The following is a 16440-nucleotide window of genomic DNA, read 5'->3' on the forward strand; positions in this document are numbered from 1 at the left end:
TGCTATTTCATATAGTATATATAGTCGTATTGCATCACATTTCGTTTACGCTAAGGATAGCCATTATGAGCGAGCAAGCCAACAATTTAGCTTCTAACCAAGCTTCCAAAGACACCGTCACCTCTACGAAGAATGCCATCTTTGCTGATATCTATAACGCTTCAATCAATGATCGAGAGCAGTTTTGGGCAGAGCAAGCAAAGCGTATCTACTGGCATAAAGAGCCTGAGCAAATCCTTGACGATACTAATCTGCCTTTTGCTAGATGGTTCGTTGGTGGTGAAACTAACCTTTGTTATAATTGTGTAGATCGTCATCTTCCAGAACGTGCTGAGCAAGATGCTTTTATTTGGCTCTCATCAGAGATCAATCAAGAGTTAACAGAGACTTATCCAGCAGTGATTGACGCGTTTAAAGATTTGGGCAATAACGTTGAGTTTTATACTGACTATACCAAACGTCGCCTAACCTATAACGACTTATATAAAGAAGTTAATTACTTTGCAGATGTGCTGCAGCGTCATGGTATCGAGAAGGGCGATCGCGTTATCATTTACATGCCGATGATTTTAGAGGCCGCTTATGCCATGCTGGCCTGCGCTCGTATCGGTGCGGTACATTCGGTCGTATTTGGTGGTTTTGCCGCGCACAACTTAGCTATTCGCATGGATGATGCCGAGGCAAAAATGGTCATCACAGTCGATGCTGGCCTGCGCGGTGGCAAGGTGGTTAATTATAAAAACCTTGTGAATCAAGGGGTCGAGCAGGCGAGCGTAAAACCTGAACACGTGCTAGTAGTCAATCGCGGCGTGTTGCCGTTTGAGCCGCAAGCTATTGATGTGGATTATGCGACTCAGCGCCGCATCAGCTGCGAGGCCAATGCTGTGGTAGAGCCAGTTTGGCTTGAGTCAAACACGCCATCGTATCTGCTCTATACTTCTGGTACTACGGGTACGCCAAAAGGCGTGCAACGTGATACGGGCGGTCATGCAGTAGCACTCACTACCTCGATGGATTATATCTACGATGGCAAGGCAGGCGAGACCTTTTGGGCGATATCGGATATTGGCTGGGCCGTCGGACACTCTTATACTATTTATGCGCCATTACTGGCTGGCATGACGAGCGTGATGTATGAAGGCTTACCACATCGACCAAACCCAGGTATCTGGTGGCGTATCGTAGAAGCCAACAAAGTTAATATTTTATTTACTGCGCCGACCGGTGTGCGTATGCTCAAAAAGCAAGATGAGACTTGGATGACCCGCTACGATGTATCAAGCGTGAAGTCGTTCTTTTTAGCAGGCGAACCACTTGATGAATCAACGGCCAATTGGCTTACTCAGCATTTAGGTGTGCCAATTTTAGATCATTACTGGCAAACAGAATCTGGCTGGCCGATTCTAAGCAACACGCCAAAGTTTAATCATAAACCACATAAGCAAGGTTCGCCCGGTTATCCAATGTATGGCTATGATGCGCGCGTCATCAATGAAGAAACAGGGGAGCCTTGCGCTGCTGGTGAAAAAGGGCTATTAGCCATTAGCGCGCCATTACCACCGGGTTGTCTCACCACGGTATGGCGTAATGATGAGCGCTTTATCAGTAGCTATTTTGGGCTGTTCGATGGTAAGCAATACTCAACTTCAGACTATGCTGTGACCGATGAAGATGGGTATTTCTATATTCTTGGCCGTACGGATGATGTGATTAATGTGGCTGGGCACAGACTTGGTACTCAAGAGATTGAAGAAGCTATTAGTACTCATCCAGAGATGGCAGAGTGTGCCGTTGTGGGTATTCAGGATGAATTAAAAGGCGAATTGCCCATCGCTTTTTGTGTGCTAAAAGATCATGAGCAAGTAGCGACGACCGAAAACCGCTTCCGTCTTGAGCAGCAAGTAATAGGTGCCGTTGTGAAGTCCCTTGGTGGTATCGCCAGACCTGCGGCAATTTATTTTCCGCAATCGCTACCAAAGACTCGCTCTGGCAAAATTCTACGCCGTGCTATTCGCGCATTAGCAGAGAACAAGCCTACCGGTGATATGTCAACGCTTGACAATCCAACTGCGATTGATGCCATTAAGCAGTCTATGAAAGATTATTGATTAATATGAAAGGTTAATCCGTACTCGCTAGTTGTGAATAGCTATCTTAATATTGCACAAACTTAATATTGTACAAAAGCTCATGAATCGTCATGGGCTTTTTTATTTACTCAACTGGTCTATATATCAACGCTGTTAGTTAACGTTACCAAAATTTCAACAAAGCACTTGACCCTAAAATTGATTTATTGTTATAGTCAATAACGATACGAAATAAATCATTTTAAAATAAAGTTTCATTAATATTAAAACATCGATTTTGACACTCTTAATAAATACAGACGCTGCTTAACGGCAGTCTCGCAAACAAGATAAGGATATCTTATGCACCACGTCCAGCAGCTCATCAATGGTCAATTTACCAAATCAACGACTAGCGAATGGCTCGATATCACTGATCCAGCCACGCAAGAAGTCATCGCTAAAGTCCCGCAAACCACTGACGATGAGATCAATCAAGCCGTCGCTGCCGCCCAGACGGCTTTTCAAACATGGCGCAAGACCCCAATTACCACGCGTGCGCGAATCTTTTTAAGATATCAAGCGCTCATACGTGAGCATATGGATGAGCTAGCAGGAATCTTAACTGCTGAACAAGGCAAAACCATTGCTGATGCTCGCGGGGATGTATTCCGTGGTTTAGAAGTGGTCGAGCATGCAGCGGGTATCGCTAACTTACAGATTGGTGATTTCGTTGAAAACGTCGCCTCAGGCGTTGATACTTACAGTATCTGGCAGCCACTAGGTGTGTGCGCAGGTATTACCCCGTTTAACTTCCCAGCGATGATTCCGCTATGGATGTTCCCAATGGCGATTGCTACGGGTAACACTTTTATCTTAAAGCCTTCTGAACAAGACCCAATGGTTACCATGCGTTTGGTTGAGTTGGCAGTCGAAGCTGGCGTGCCTGAAGGTGTACTCAACGTGGTTCATGGCGGCAAGGCGACGGTTGATGCCATTTGTGATCACCCAGATATCAAAGCGGTTTCATTTGTCGGCTCTACCGCCGTTGGTAAGCATGTCTACGAGCGCGCTAGTAAATCTGGCAAACGTGCCCAGTGCATGATGGGTGCAAAAAACCATGGCGTTATCTTGCCTGATGCCAACAAAGAACAAACGCTCAATCAGCTAGCAGGTGCTGCATTTGGTGCTGCCGGTCAACGTTGTATGGCGCTGTCAGTCGTGGTGCTAGTCGGTGCAGCAGGGGAATGGATTGATGATATTAAAGCTAAAGCAACAGGATTAGTCGTATCAGCAGGTAAGCATGATAAAGACTTAGGCCCACTGATTTCTCCGGCTGCAAAAGCCCGTGTTGAGCATTTGATTGATACTGGTGTAGAAGAAGGCGCTAGCTTGATTCTTGATGGTCGCGGTATCACTGTCGAAGGCTATGAGAAAGGCAACTTCGTAGGACCGACTATCTTTGATAATGTCACAAGTGATATGCAAATTTATCAGCAAGAAATCTTTGGCCCAGTACTTTGTATTATGCGTGCAGCCAGCCTTGATGAGGCAATTGAGATGCTTAATGCCAATCCACATGGTAATGGCACGGCTATTTTTACTCAGTCGGGAGCGGCCGCGCATAAATTCCAACAAGATATTCAGGTCGGTCAAATCGGTATTAACTTGCCAATTCCTGTGCCACTACCGATGTTCTCATTCTCAGGTTCACGTGCTAGTAAGCTTGGCGATCTCGGTCCTTATGGTAAGCAGGCAGTACAGTTCTATACTCAGACTAAAACGGTGACTGCACGCTGGTTTGATGATGAAGCAAGTCGCGGAGTCAACACCACTATTTCAATTTAATCGTTCATTCACTATGTCTGCGATATAGCGTCAATCTTACTTAATATGTGCTTTACTAGTAGAGCATAATTTTGTGAATGTCGTTATGTCGCTGCTATACTGTATAAACGATGTTGGATTGATGACTTACCAAACTTTCTTCACCATATTTGCTTTGCAAGCACAAGGATGATCTTATGGATTTCTCATTAACGGAAGACCAAATTGCTTTTCGCCAAACCGCTCGGCAATTTGCCCAAAAAGAGCTAAAGCCGAACGCGGCTGAGTGGGATCGTACCTCACATTTCCCAATCAATGTCATCAAAAAATCAGGCGAGCTTGGGTTTTTAGGGTTATATACCAATCCAGAATATGATGGTTTAGGGCTACCACGCTTAGACTCTGCCATGGTGTTTGAAGAGCTGGCATGGGGTGATACGGCAGTCGCCGCGTATATGAGTATTCATAACATGGCGGGCTGGATGATCGGTGAGTATGGTAGTGATGCCTTGTGCAAAAAGTATTTACCCAATATGGTCAGTGGTGAATGGCTTGGCAGCTATTGCTTAACTGAGCCAAACGCCGGTTCTGATGCGGCTTCATTACGCACCAAAGCCGATAAGCAAGGCGACCATTATGTACTCAATGGCGAAAAAACCTTTATCTCGGGCGCAGGCTCGACTGACGTCTTAGTGGTCATGGCACGTACAGGCGGTGCAGGGCCAAAAGGGGTTTCAGCATTTGTGGTAGACGCTGACAGCGCTGGTATTGAGTATGGTAAAAACGAGCATAAAATGGGTTGGAAAGCGCAGCCGACGCGTGCTATTAGCTTTAAAGACGTCAAAGTACCCGCTGAAAATCTCATCGGCGAGGAAGGCCAAGGTTTTCGCATTGCGATGAAAGGCTTAGATGGTGGTCGTATCAATATTGGTATCTGTGCGGTAGGTACGGCGCAATCAGCGCTAGAGACAGCGACCAATTACGTCCAAGAGCGTAGCCAATTTGGTAGCCCGATTGCCAGTTTGCAGTCAGTACAGTTTAAGCTTGCTGATATGCTCACACAAACCATTACTGCGCGACAAATGCTGTATCTAGCGGCTAATAAAGTCGATAACAATGATGGGCAAGCTTCTACCTACTGTGCGATGGCAAAGCGTCTCTCAACTGATCTTTGTTTCGATGTTGCCAATGAAGCCTTACAGCTGCATGGCGGTTATGGCTATCTGAATGAGTATCCGCTTGAGCGCCATGTACGAGACTTGCGTGTCCATCAGATTTTAGAAGGCACTAATGAGATTATGCGAGTGATTGTCTCGCGCCAGCTTATGCAAGATGATGCATTGAGTCAATTACGTTAATCGTAGTACGCAGCTATTTATAGTGCTCTATGATCTTCTAGGGCTCTTTTACCTAGCGTCTCACCAATAAATCGTACCAAATTCAGATAAAATAAAGGATTATTTATGACGGATTATACCAATCTCAAGTTATCAATTGACGGTCACATTGCCACCGTAACACTGAACAACCCACCAGCCCATACGTGGACGATGGACAGTCTGCCAGCGCTCAAGCAGCTGGTTACTGACCTCAATGCCAATGATGATGTTTACGCATTAATTATCCATGGCGATGGCGAGAAGTTCTTTTCAGCAGGTGCGGATTTAAATAATTTCTCAGACGGTGATAAAGGCCAAGCAATCAGCATGGCCATCGCTTTTGGTGAAGCGTTTGAAGCGCTATCAGCGTATCGCGGTGTCAGTATCGCGGTTATCAATGGTTATGCGATGGGCGGTGGACTTGAATGCGCGCTGGCCTGTGATATCCGTATCGCAGAAGCGCATGCACAGATGGCCTTACCAGAGACCGGCGTGGGCTTATTGCCATGCGCGGGCGGTACGCAGAATCTACCTTTACTGGTTGGTGAAGGTTGGGCGAAACGTATGATATTGTGCGGCGAGCGCGTCGATGCCGAGACCGCATTACGCATTGGCTTAGTCGAAGAAGTCACGGCAAAAGGTGGCGGTTTATTAGCAGCGCAAGCGCTAGCGCAAAAAGTCGCTAAGCAATCTCCTGTTGCCGTCAGTTACTCTAAACAGCTTATCCAAGCCGCAAGAAATACCCCGCCTGCACAAAACCTTATCCATGAGCGCGAAGCTTTTGTTAAGTTATTCGACACCAAAGATCAGCGCGAAGGTGTGCAAGCGTTCTTAGAAAAGCGTAAACCCAATTGGCAAAATAAATAGGCCAAATTAAATCAGACTTAGCGCTAATATTTTTCCTTTTAATTTTTAGGTTACTTTTATGACAGCAGCTACGACAGCGACGGACGATACTAAGAATCAAAATTCTGTAGAAAACATCACACAAGAAGCGCCAGTATTGTTCAATACTGAGCCGACAGATTGTGGCCATCTAATTGGAATAATGACACTAAATACACCAAAATCTCTCAATGCGCTCAGTGTTGAGATGTGTCAGTTATTAGCTCAGCAGCTAGAGCAGTGGCAAAATGACGATCAGATAGTGGCATTGGTGTTAAAAGGGGCAGGTGATAAGGCATTTTGTGCCGGCGGCGATATTCGTAAGCTGTATGACAGTATGTCTACCAGTGCGCCGCTACCGAACCCTTATGCGACAGAGTTTTTCGGTCATGAGTATCGTCTTTATCGGCAGATGCATTTTTATCCAAAGCCGTTAATCCTCTGGGGCGATGGCATTATTATGGGTGGCGGCATGGGTTTGATGGCTGGCTGTAGTCATCGTTTGGTCACTGAGCGCACCCGCTTTGCCATGCCAGAAGTGACTATTGGACTGTTCCCTGATGCCTCTGGCAGTTGGTTCTTGCAGCGCATGCCAGCTAAAACAGGTTTATTTTTAGGGCTAACAGGTGCGATGTGTAACGGCAATGATGCCCTATTAGCCAATCTTGCAGAGTATGCCGTTGCCAGTAGTGATTATGATGCCGTCATACAAAGTTTAAAACAGAGCGATTGGCAAGTGGCAGCAGGTAGCACCGATGAATGTCACAACAATAGCGCTCATAGTATCGTTAGCCGTGCACTAGCAGCACAGCCTGTTGCTGAGTTGCCTGCTAGCAAACTGTCGACATATTGGAAACCTATCCATCAGTTGATGAACAGCGGCGGATTGGGAGATATTGATGCACTTCTACAGAGCGATGAAGCGCTAGCAAAGCTAGATACAGACTTTGCTGAAGATAGCTGGACGCAGCGGGCAGTAGACACTTATCGTCAAGGCTGCCCAGTTACCGTCGCTTTAACCTACGCGCTTTATCATAAAGTCACGGACTTATCGTTAGAGCAGGTTCTGTATTTAGAAGCCAACGTAGCGGTGCATTGTGCGGCCAATCCTGACTTTAAAGAAGGCGTACGTGCGCTACTGATTGACAAAGATCGCAACCCACAATGGTCACGTTCATTAGCAGACTGTCTCAGTACCGAAGGGCAGGCATACATAAATCAGCACTTTGTGAATCCTTATGCTAAAGGCGAGCATCCGTTAGGCGATTGGTTGGGTGATGAAGCGTTAGGCAGTCAGTTTGTGCGCTAAGAGCTTGTAAGCTCATTATAAGAATCAGGTATAAATTAAAAAACGTAAAACCATATTTAGCATTGTCTGCATATATGTAAATAATAAGCAATCATCAAGGAGCGATGAGATGGGTACAAAGGATTCAGGTTTAAGCAATACAGCTACGACCGATAATAATACTGCTAAGCCAAATATAGCCTTCATTGGGCTTGGCAATATGGGCGCACCGATGGCAGAGAACTTATTAAAGGCAGGTTATACGCTCTCTGTCTATGACTTGTCTGAGGAGGCGACCCAGCGCTTGCAGCAAGCAGGTGCCAGTGTAGCTAATAGCCCTAAAGATGCTGCGAGCAATGCACAAGTCATTATTAGCATGTTGCCTGCGGGCAAGCACGTTCATTCTGTCTATCTAGGTGAAAATGAGGCTGATGGCTTACTAGCAGAATTACCCAAAGATACATTGGTCATTGATAGCAGTACTATTGCGGCAGCTGATGCTAGGACGGTGGCAGAGGCTGCAAGTAAGCTTGGTATAGACTTCTTAGATGCGCCAGTCTCTGGCGGTACGGGCGGTGCTATCGCTGGTAGTTTAACCTTTATCGTCGGTGGCAGCGCTAATGCGTTCGCTAAAGCCGAGCCAATACTAGCCGTTATGGGCAAAAACATCTTTCATGCAGGCGACCATGGTGCCGGACAAGTCGCGAAAATCTGTAATAACATGCTGTTAGGTATTCTAATGGCGGGAACGGCAGAGGCGATTAACTTGGGTGTCAAAAATGGTCTCGACCCTAAAGTGCTATCAGATATTATGCTACAAAGCTCAGGTCGTAATTGGACATTAGAAGTCTATAACCCTTATCCGCAAGTGATGGAGAACGTCCCATCTAGTAATGGCTATAAAGGCGGCTTTATGAGTAAGCTGATGCAAAAAGATTTAAATCTTGCGATGCAAACCGCTAAAGATACGGATGTTGAAACTCCAATGGGAGCCAAAGCGACAGAGCTTTATGAAGCACATACAGTAGAAAATGGCGATAAAGACTTTTCTAGTATTATGGCGCGTCATGATAGTTCGGTATTGTTTTAAGGCTCTAAGTGCTTAAAATTCATGATGCTCAAAGTTCTTAACACTTAAGGTTCTTAATCAGTTTTAAATAGAGTACTTTTGCTAGTTGTCATAGCACTAGCAAAAATAAAGTATAAAAAAGGTCTGCGCTATAAAAATAGCGCAGACCTTTTTTGTATTCGGTCATATTTTTTCTTAATGATACAGACTCTAGTTTTGTAGCTCATACACCAACGCTTGAATGTCTTGCGCTGCTGCTTGCAATCTTGGTACATGTGTCAGTAGATCATCTAAAGATACGCGTATGGTAGGTGCATGCAAATACAAAGATGCTAGATAACGCGATTTCTTGTCCAATATTGGCACCGATACCGCGACCATTTCAGAGATGAATTCTTCATTATCTACGCCAACCCCTGTCTTGGCAATATGGTCAAGTTCAGCATTTAGGGCATCAATGTCTACAATGGTGTTTTTAGTAAATTTATTTAAAGGCAAGTTACTTAGCATCTTACGGCGACTTGCGGGTGAGAGCTGACTTAGATACAGTTTGCCAGTTGCCGTACACCACATAGGAGATTTAGCCCCAACAGGTAAGTATATCTGTAGTGGCAATGATGTTGTGACGCGATTGGTATAGATCATATCCATATGATAAGGGATACCAATACCGCAAGTTTCTTGAATATCATCTACTAGCTTTTGCAAAATAACTTGGCGTTCATTAAAGAACTGCCGCTGTTGCCATAAAGCCACACTTAGATTGCGTACGCGCTTACCAGGGATAATACCACCACCAATATCAATCGCTACAAATCCTTCATCGACTAAATTTTGAATCAAACGATGAATGGTTGGTTTTGGGATATCAAGCTCTTGTGAAAGCTCAAGCGGAGAGATAGGTTTAGGCGCATAGGATATCGTTTCGATAATCTCTAATACACGGGTAATCGAAGAAACTTTCGGCATATAGATAGCTCAGTAATGATGAATGATAAGTAACGTCGGGCGTTATAGTATTAGTCACATCGACAAATTAAAGAGACTAAAGTTAAAGAGACTATAGCCAGATAAACACTATATATAGATTATAAAATAAAATAAGACTGAAAGGTGAGCAGTATCATAAACTTTTTTTGAGAGCAACTATTGATACATCATCTGACAAATCACAACAAACAGTAGTAATAAACTATATAACCCTTATTGAGTTATTTTAGAGGATACGACATCATAGTTACATACTTTGCAGTACTGTTGCGCAAGCTTTTACTATTTAAGGTATATATATTTATACTGATTAGTTACTTTGAGAGTATCGTGTAACGGCAGGGCGATTTTTTACAGGTTCGTGTAGTAATTATTACAATTTCTATGCAATCTTTACATAATGGCAAATAAAAAGCTCCTTTGTAGGGGTGACTTTTGAAGCCAAAATTGTTTTAATCTGCTCAACAAAACGATTGTTTAAAATAGAACAGAAATAATCGTTTTTTTGGGCTAGTTATTTCATACTTTAGGAGAACAACCATGAAACTTATTAAATTAACTGCAATCTCTGCTGCTGTTTTAGCATCAACTGCTGCTTTAGCAGCTGAGCCTGTAATCGTTGTTGATAACAATGATGCAGTAGTATACGAAGCTGAGCCTGTAGCTGTTGCGTATGAAGCTGAGCCTGTAGCCGTTGCATATGAAGCTGAAGTAGCTCCTGCTGCTTATAATAATGATGCAGGTGTTATTCGTAACACTACTGGTGCTATTTTCGGTGGTACTAAGACTTTATTTAACACAGCTATTAACCCAGCATCTGTTAGTGCTGAAGTTGGTACTTTAGGTTATGGTGCTAACATTGGTTGGTCACTAAATGAGAAAACTGAATTACAAGCCGGTTGGGCTGGTGGTGATGTAGCTGACCTTTTTGGCGGTGACTTTGATGCTGACGACGTAAACTACGAAGTCGATGCTGATTTTAGCAACCCGTACCTAGGCGTACAATTACGTCCTGCTGGTAACTGGTTCACTATGGGTGCTGGTATTATTGTTCCTGACAACGATATCGACGTAACTGCTAATGCTGAAGGTGATTTCTTCAAGCTTGATGGTATTCAATATAATGCTACTCAGACTGGTAATTTAGAAGGTACTTTGGAACATCGTAACAAGTTAGCTCCTTATGGCACTATCGGTTTCCGTCCAAACATCGGCAACAATTGGGGTGTATTTGGTGAAATCGGTGCAGCATACATGGGCAAAACAGATGCTACTGTTCGTTCAACTAATCCAGATGCGGATGTCAACTACACTGACGCACAGGGTGTGACTCAAACTATCAAAGGTAGCCAAGTTGCAAATATTGCTGAGCAAGAACTTGAAGATAAAGATTGGTTAGAGTGGTTCCCAATCGTTAAGCTTGGTGCAACTTACCGCTTCTAATCTAATCACAGTTTAAGTACTGTCATTAGAAGAAGAGTAAAAGCATAAAAAATGACCCTTTTTAGGGTCATTTTTTTATGTCTGCTCCAAAGTACTAAATAGTCGTAAAGAGATAAGGTTGACAAAATTATGCTAAAAAATAACTACTGTCTGGTGAGAAAGTAACAATGTAATCTGATAGCCTGACTCATTATCTTCAATAATAGTTAGAAGCGAATTATTTTGTTCAAAGTTGATGACAATATTAGGAATCAAGTGTTCATAGTTCATTCCTAATCCTTGCGCCAACTTATAATGGTGAATCTTAATAAAGCTCTCTTTTATCTGCCAAAGTAACTTAGCAGTGGTTTCACGTTGAGTAGTGGGCAATGTTTGTAGCAGAGCAATCTCGTTAGAGTGATAAAAACGCTGTGCCACATGCCAATCAACTTTATTGGTTTCTATATCAATACCCACAGTGCGCTGACGACTGATAATTACAGCAACCTTATTATTTGCATAACTATCACTTGAATGACTAAAGCACACGTAGTATTTGCTATTAATGAGTCGATAAGGGTATTGGGTTTCGTCTAACGCATCCTCTATTTCTAACTTGGTCAGTAACTCTTGCAGCAATAACCGAACGCCTAGACGTTGTTGTTGACGATGATTCAGAGCGTTTTTGCGTGCTGATAAATATGTTTCAGCAGTATAGTATTGCCAGTTAAAATCAGTAAAATTAATAGGATGAGCGCGTAGAGTGTTAGACACTAATGATAGAGGTGGCTTATTCCGTAAGCTTAGATGTAAAGGTGCGCCCACATCGGCAACTGCGCACCATGTCATAGGATCAAGTTGAGTATATTCGATGTTAAAAAGATGTGGGATTGGCATAATTTTTTTATATCAAAAGTTAAAAACGATTATAAAGAAATATAAAAAGTTAATTAATAAATAGCAACTATATATAAACCTTGAGAAAGTAACCATTATTATTATCTTAATTTAACATCATTTTAGCTGAACTAAAAAGCCCAACAATATTAATATTGCTGGGCTTTTTTTGATGCTAAATAAAGTCTATCAACTACATATAATAGCTCTTAGTAGGAAAGCTCGGCACGACGGTTCTGTGCATAAGCTTCTTCAGTAGTACCAGCCGCTGCAGGACGCTCTTCGCCATAACTGATGACGCGGATGTTATTTACAGAAACACCTTGAGCAGCAAGATAATCACGTGCTGCCTGTGCACGGCGCTCGCCTAGAGCAACGTTGTATTCACGGCTACCGCGTTCATCAGTGTGACCTGCAATCACGACACCAGCTGCTGGATTTGAGCTTAATAGGTTAGCATGTTGGTTCAAGATGCTAGCAGATTGTGAAGTAATTTCACTACTGTCAAAGGCGAAATATACAACGGCTTGAAGATTTTCAGCACCAGTAAGAATAGCATTTGAATTGTCTACAACCACAGCGCCAGTGTAACCGACTTGACCACCTGGGATACCTAGAGGGGCAACGACGACTTCAGAAGTAGCGCGCTTAGTAGCACAACCAGTTGTGATTGCGACAGCACCTGATAATAGGGCAAGCGCAGCGATTTTAGCAAAACGGCTATTGGATATAGGGTTAGACAACGTAGAGTTAATTGACATGATGAGCTCCTAAATTTTTAATAAAATTTGTTTTTTTTGAACTGCTTATAGTAAAACCTAGGCAATTACTGCCCATAGTAGAATCAATGTTACGTTATGTAAATAACATTACTGTAAATCATGTCAAAATTTGTCAGCTATTACAATATACATTTGGCAACTTTTAGTGAGAATCAGTGGTCTGATAAGTCATAAAGCTATTACCAGCGATGTTTGTTCCAGTTTTCAGGGTTGGCCCAATAATCAGCATTCAGCCAATTTGGTAGCTTTTTATAATCATATAAATTAAATTGCCATAGCGTTAACGATGCTGACAAGTTTGATGATGATTGAGGCAATGGAGTTTTACCTAAAAGATCAAGAGGTGTAAAGCCATAAGCTCGCAGATCTAAAGTACTATCAAGAGCAATAACTAAATGTGCAGCATAGAGGTCACGGTAGCGCATTAGCAATGGAATGTAGGGTTGCAGCATGTCTAATGATAAGTTGGGTAGCCAAAAGCACGCAAGTTGGTAGCGCTGCGGTATGGATTGCGTCGTAAGCTCTGATAATGTGGAGAAGTCTGCTATTTTTTTCGTAGCGGCATTTATACTAGCAGGAGTGCTGACAGTTTTTTCATCATTAGCCCCTTCATTTTTGAGACCCAACTGCGATCTTAACTCAGCAAGCATTTTCTGATTTTCAACTGTCCATAATAGCTGAGGGATATTATTCGACTTTATATTATTCGATGTTTTATTGACGGTGTTTTTATTATCTGAAATCGATGCATTATCCTCAATATTAGATGGTGATATTGAATCGTTGAGGGTGGGTAGTAGTGCCTCTATATAATCATCCAATATATTTAGGGTAATCGTACTATTCGTTGTATTTGCCGATGAGTCAGTCATAGAGTATTGCCAGCTGATTAAAAAATGAGTCATATTTTATTATAGAGGATAAATAAAAAGTTTGGTGACCGAGCTTAAAACTTGCTCGCCCTTGAAATCTAGCAGACTGAGCCAATGTAGCAATAGAAATGAGTATCATATAGTCTATCGCTTATATACAAAAATACTGTAGAAAATATATCGCTTTGTTTTACCTCACAACTATGCTTATTTGCTCATTATAATGATAATTATTGGCTCAAGCATATTCATCTTAAATAATAGGAATTTCTATGTCTATCTCTGAAACTGATGCTCAAATCATTAACCCTGATATGCCTGACGTGCCACCACATGCACCTAGAAAAATTCATCTGACTGATTATCAGCTGCCAAGTTTTGATGTGGATACCGTAGATTTAGATATCAAGATTTTCGATGATTATGCAACGGTTGATAGCAAGCTAGTCATGAACCGCCAAGCGGTAGGTGATTTGGTGCTATACGGTGAAGATGTTGAGCTCGTTACTATTAAGGTTGATGGTGAGCCTCTTAGCTCTGAGCAGTATAGCCAAGCAGATGGCAAACTCACGATTGCTGATGCTCCTGATAATTTAACGTTAGAGTTGCAGGTTCGCATTCATCCGCAGACCAACACTGCGCTAGAAGGTTTGTATATGGCAGGCACTGGTAGCGATACCATGTTTGTCACCCAGTGTGAGCCAGAAGGCTTTCGCAAGATTACTTTTTATCCAGACCGTCCCGATGTACTAGCGATATTTACCACGCGCGTTGAAGCAGATAAGCGTTATCCGACACTGCTCGCCAATGGTAATTTGGTGGAGCAAGGTGAAGTTGCAGATGCGCCAGACCGTCATTATGCTATTTGGCATGATCCGACCAATAAGCCAAGTTATCTGTTTGCCTGTGTTGCTGCTGATTTAGATGTGCTTACCGATCATTATACAACCAGTGAAGGTCGCGAAGTCACGCTTGAAGTGTATGCTAAATCTACGGATATTGATAAATGCCATGTCGGTATGCAAGCATTGAAAGACGCGATGGAGTGGGATGAAGTTAATTACGGCCGTGCGTATGATTTGGATCGCTACATGATAGTCGCGGTCAGTCAATTTAATATGGGCGCAATGGAAAATAAAGGCCTAAACATCTTTAATACCGCCTGCGTATTGTCTAGTCCTGAGACCACGACCGATGCGCGTAGCTTTAATGTCAAAGCAGTCATCGCTCATGAATACTTCCATAACTGGACGGGTAACCGTATTACCTGCCGTGACTGGTTCCAATTATGTTTAAAAGAAGGTTTTACGGTTTATCGTGATCAATCCTTTTCAGCGGATCAGCAGTCGAGTGCGGTGCAGCGTATCGATGATGTAGCGACATTACGTGCGCATCAGTTTGCGGAAGATGCAGGACCACTTGCGCATCCAGTACGTCCTGAAAGCTTCGTTGAGATTAATAATTTTTATACCACTACTATTTATGAAAAAGGCGCTGAAATCGTGCGCATGCTGGCCAATACATTGGGGCCGGATAATTTCCGTAAAGGCACTGACGAATATTTTCGTCGTTACGATGGTCAAGCAGTCACAGTTGAGGACTTTTTATCAGCACTAAGCATTACTGACGATAAAATCGAGGACTTCATCGATTGGTACCGTCAACCAGGTACGCCAATGCTGTCTGGTCATCAAGACTATGATAGCGAGACGCAAACGTTGACTATTACTTTGAGTCAGCAAACGCGCCATGTGAGCGGATTTGAAGCTCCTAAACCTTTACCGATTCCAGTAGCGACAGCGCTATTCGATAAAGCGTCTGGTGATATAGTCGCCGAGCGTATGTTGTTGTTAGATCAGGCTGAGCAAACCTTTAGCTTTAATAATATTGACAGTGAGCCTGTGGTTTCATTACTCCGTGATTTCAGTGCGCCAGTACAGCTCAACTATGACTATCAAGATGAAGACTTGGCATTTTTACTCAAACATGAGACCAATGGTTTTAACCGCTGGCAAGTGACGCAGATGCTAGTAAATCGTATTTTACTGCAAGGTCAGGGCTCTAAAAGCAGTCCTGAGGTATATCTGCAAGCATTGGCACAGACCTTACCAACCTTGGCTACTGACGATGCTATGTTGGCTGCACGCTTGCTTGATATTCCATCAGCGCAAGAGTTGGCCTCTGCTATTCACAAAAACTACGATCCGATATTGATTAAAGAGCAGCGTGAAGGCTTGTATCGTCAAGTGGCAGAGTCACTAGCGGGGCAGTGGACAGCGCTATACGAACAACTGCCGTTACAGGCTTATGAGGATAGCTCTGAGGCTCGCGGGAAGCGTGCCTTGCGTAACGTAGTATTGGATATGGCATTGACTGCCAAAGTTGCAGGTACGGCTGAATTGGCACAGCAGCAGTACGATAATGCCAGCTGTATGACCGAACGCTTTGGTGCATTAAAGGCGATGGTCAACCATCAGGTCGCAAATGCTGATGAGTATTTGGCAGATTTTTATAATCGCTTTCAAGCCGATGACTTAGTAATTGACTTATGGTTTAGTGTGCAAGCCGCTGCTGACAATGTGAGTACTAATAAAATTAAAGATCTGCTGAATCATGCAGATTTCGATTGGAACACGCCCAATCGTGTACGCTCAGTAATCAGCGCTTTTACCTCGCAGCCGACTATACTTTGGACGACAGAAGGATTGGACATCTATACCGATGTGATTCAAAGGTTGGATGATGCCAATCCTGTCTTGGCCTCGCGCTTACTGCAAGTGCTGGCACGCTGGTACACATTGGTTGAACCACGTCGTCAAATGGCGCATGAGCAGCTTATCAGTTTGCAGGAAAAAGCATCTTCTAAGCATGTACTTGAGAGCTTAGATAGTGTGCTAGGCGCGGCAGCGGATTAATAATTTGCTTTAACAAGTAAAATAAAAGGCTAAACTAAAATATCA

The 16440-nt window shown here is 43.2% G+C and carries 12 protein-coding genes; 8 read left to right on the forward strand and 4 right to left on the reverse strand.

Annotated elements, in window-relative coordinates; genetic code table 11:
• The first annotated feature begins 65 nt into the window (after positions 1-65).
• From AK825_RS05825 to mmsB, 6 genes are all read left to right on the forward strand, one after another.
• Complete coding sequence (locus tag AK825_RS05825; protein WP_068035336.1) at positions 66-2108, forward strand: propionate--CoA ligase; 2043 nt, start codon at positions 66-68, stop codon at positions 2106-2108.
• A 324-nt stretch (positions 2109-2432) separates the two neighbouring features.
• The gene (locus tag AK825_RS05830; protein ID WP_068035338.1) at positions 2433-3917 is read left to right on the forward strand and encodes a CoA-acylating methylmalonate-semialdehyde dehydrogenase; all 1485 of its coding nucleotides are present in this window, start codon (positions 2433-2435) and stop codon (positions 3915-3917) included.
• A 176-nt stretch (positions 3918-4093) separates the two neighbouring features.
• Positions 4094-5254, forward strand: a complete 1161-nt coding sequence (locus AK825_RS05835) for an acyl-CoA dehydrogenase family protein (RefSeq protein ID WP_068035340.1) — start codon at positions 4094-4096, stop codon at positions 5252-5254.
• 105 nt (positions 5255-5359) lie between these two features.
• Positions 5360-6142, forward strand: a complete 783-nt coding sequence (locus tag AK825_RS05840) for an enoyl-CoA hydratase (protein ID WP_068035342.1) — start codon at positions 5360-5362, stop codon at positions 6140-6142.
• Positions 6143-6200: 58 nt separating this feature from the next.
• Complete coding sequence (locus AK825_RS05845) at positions 6201-7469, forward strand: enoyl-CoA hydratase/isomerase family protein (RefSeq protein ID WP_068035344.1); 1269 nt, start codon at positions 6201-6203, stop codon at positions 7467-7469.
• A 109-nt stretch (positions 7470-7578) separates the two neighbouring features.
• Entirely contained in the window at positions 7579-8538 is a 960-nt protein-coding gene (mmsB, locus tag AK825_RS05850; protein ID WP_068035346.1) for a 3-hydroxyisobutyrate dehydrogenase, read from the forward strand.
• Positions 8539-8727: 189 nt separating this feature from the next.
• Here the strand turns inward: mmsB and AK825_RS05855 are convergent, their stop codons facing one another.
• The gene (locus AK825_RS05855; RefSeq protein ID WP_068035348.1) at positions 8728-9486 is read right to left on the reverse strand and encodes an IclR family transcriptional regulator; all 759 of its coding nucleotides are present in this window, start codon (positions 9484-9486) and stop codon (positions 8728-8730) included.
• A gap of 561 nt (positions 9487-10047) precedes the next feature.
• Here AK825_RS05855 and AK825_RS05860 point away from each other — a divergent pair.
• Positions 10048-10950 carry a hypothetical protein gene (locus AK825_RS05860; RefSeq protein WP_068035350.1) on the forward strand — a complete coding sequence of 301 codons (903 nt, stop codon included), beginning with the start codon at positions 10048-10050 and terminating at the stop codon, positions 10948-10950.
• 132 nt (positions 10951-11082) lie between these two features.
• Here AK825_RS05860 and AK825_RS05865 read toward each other — a convergent pair whose 3' ends face one another.
• The 3 genes from AK825_RS05865 to AK825_RS05875 form a co-directional block, all read right to left on the reverse strand.
• Complete coding sequence (locus AK825_RS05865; RefSeq protein WP_068035352.1) at positions 11083-11826, reverse strand: 4'-phosphopantetheinyl transferase superfamily protein; 744 nt, start codon at positions 11824-11826, stop codon at positions 11083-11085.
• Positions 11827-12035: 209 nt separating this feature from the next.
• On the reverse strand, positions 12036-12587 hold the full coding sequence (gene pal, locus AK825_RS05870; protein ID WP_068035354.1) for a peptidoglycan-associated lipoprotein Pal: 552 nt from the start codon (positions 12585-12587) through the stop codon (positions 12036-12038).
• 200 nt (positions 12588-12787) lie between these two features.
• The gene (locus AK825_RS05875) at positions 12788-13480 is read right to left on the reverse strand and encodes a DUF6231 family protein (RefSeq protein ID WP_068035356.1); all 693 of its coding nucleotides are present in this window, start codon (positions 13478-13480) and stop codon (positions 12788-12790) included.
• 314 nt (positions 13481-13794) lie between these two features.
• Here AK825_RS05875 and pepN point away from each other — a divergent pair, with 314 nt between their 5' ends.
• Positions 13795-16395 carry an aminopeptidase N gene (gene pepN / locus AK825_RS05880; RefSeq protein ID WP_068039099.1) on the forward strand — a complete coding sequence of 867 codons (2601 nt, stop codon included), beginning with the start codon at positions 13795-13797 and terminating at the stop codon, positions 16393-16395.
• The last annotated feature ends 45 nt before the right edge of the window (positions 16396-16440 follow it).

It is taken from the genome of Psychrobacter sp. P11G5, assembly GCF_001593305.1.
Lineage (GTDB): Bacteria > Pseudomonadota > Gammaproteobacteria > Pseudomonadales > Moraxellaceae > Psychrobacter.

Excerpts from the sequence above, each read along its gene's own strand:
- AK825_RS05830 (WP_068035338.1), top strand. The coding sequence starts at position 2,433 with ATGCACCACGTCCAGCAGCTCATCAATGGTCAATTTACCAAATCAACG.
- AK825_RS05855 (WP_068035348.1), bottom strand. The coding sequence starts at position 9,486 with ATGCCGAAAGTTTCTTCGATTACCCGTGTATTAGAGATTATCGAAACG.
- AK825_RS05840 (WP_068035342.1), top strand. The coding sequence starts at position 5,360 with ATGACGGATTATACCAATCTCAAGTTATCAATTGACGGTCACATTGCC.
- AK825_RS05860 (WP_068035350.1), top strand. The coding sequence starts at position 10,048 with ATGAAACTTATTAAATTAACTGCAATCTCTGCTGCTGTTTTAGCATCA.
- AK825_RS05835 (WP_068035340.1), top strand. The coding sequence starts at position 4,094 with ATGGATTTCTCATTAACGGAAGACCAAATTGCTTTTCGCCAAACCGCT.
- AK825_RS05875 (WP_068035356.1), bottom strand. The coding sequence starts at position 13,480 with ATGACTGACTCATCGGCAAATACAACGAATAGTACGATTACCCTAAAT.
- mmsB (WP_068035346.1), top strand. The coding sequence starts at position 7,579 with ATGGGTACAAAGGATTCAGGTTTAAGCAATACAGCTACGACCGATAAT.
- AK825_RS05865 (WP_068035352.1), bottom strand. The coding sequence starts at position 11,826 with ATGCCAATCCCACATCTTTTTAACATCGAATATACTCAACTTGATCCT.
- AK825_RS05825 (WP_068035336.1), top strand. The coding sequence starts at position 66 with ATGAGCGAGCAAGCCAACAATTTAGCTTCTAACCAAGCTTCCAAAGAC.
- AK825_RS05845 (WP_068035344.1), top strand. The coding sequence starts at position 6,201 with ATGACAGCAGCTACGACAGCGACGGACGATACTAAGAATCAAAATTCT.
- pepN (WP_068039099.1), top strand. The coding sequence starts at position 13,795 with ATGCCTGACGTGCCACCACATGCACCTAGAAAAATTCATCTGACTGAT.
- pal (WP_068035354.1), bottom strand. The coding sequence starts at position 12,587 with ATGTCAATTAACTCTACGTTGTCTAACCCTATATCCAATAGCCGTTTT.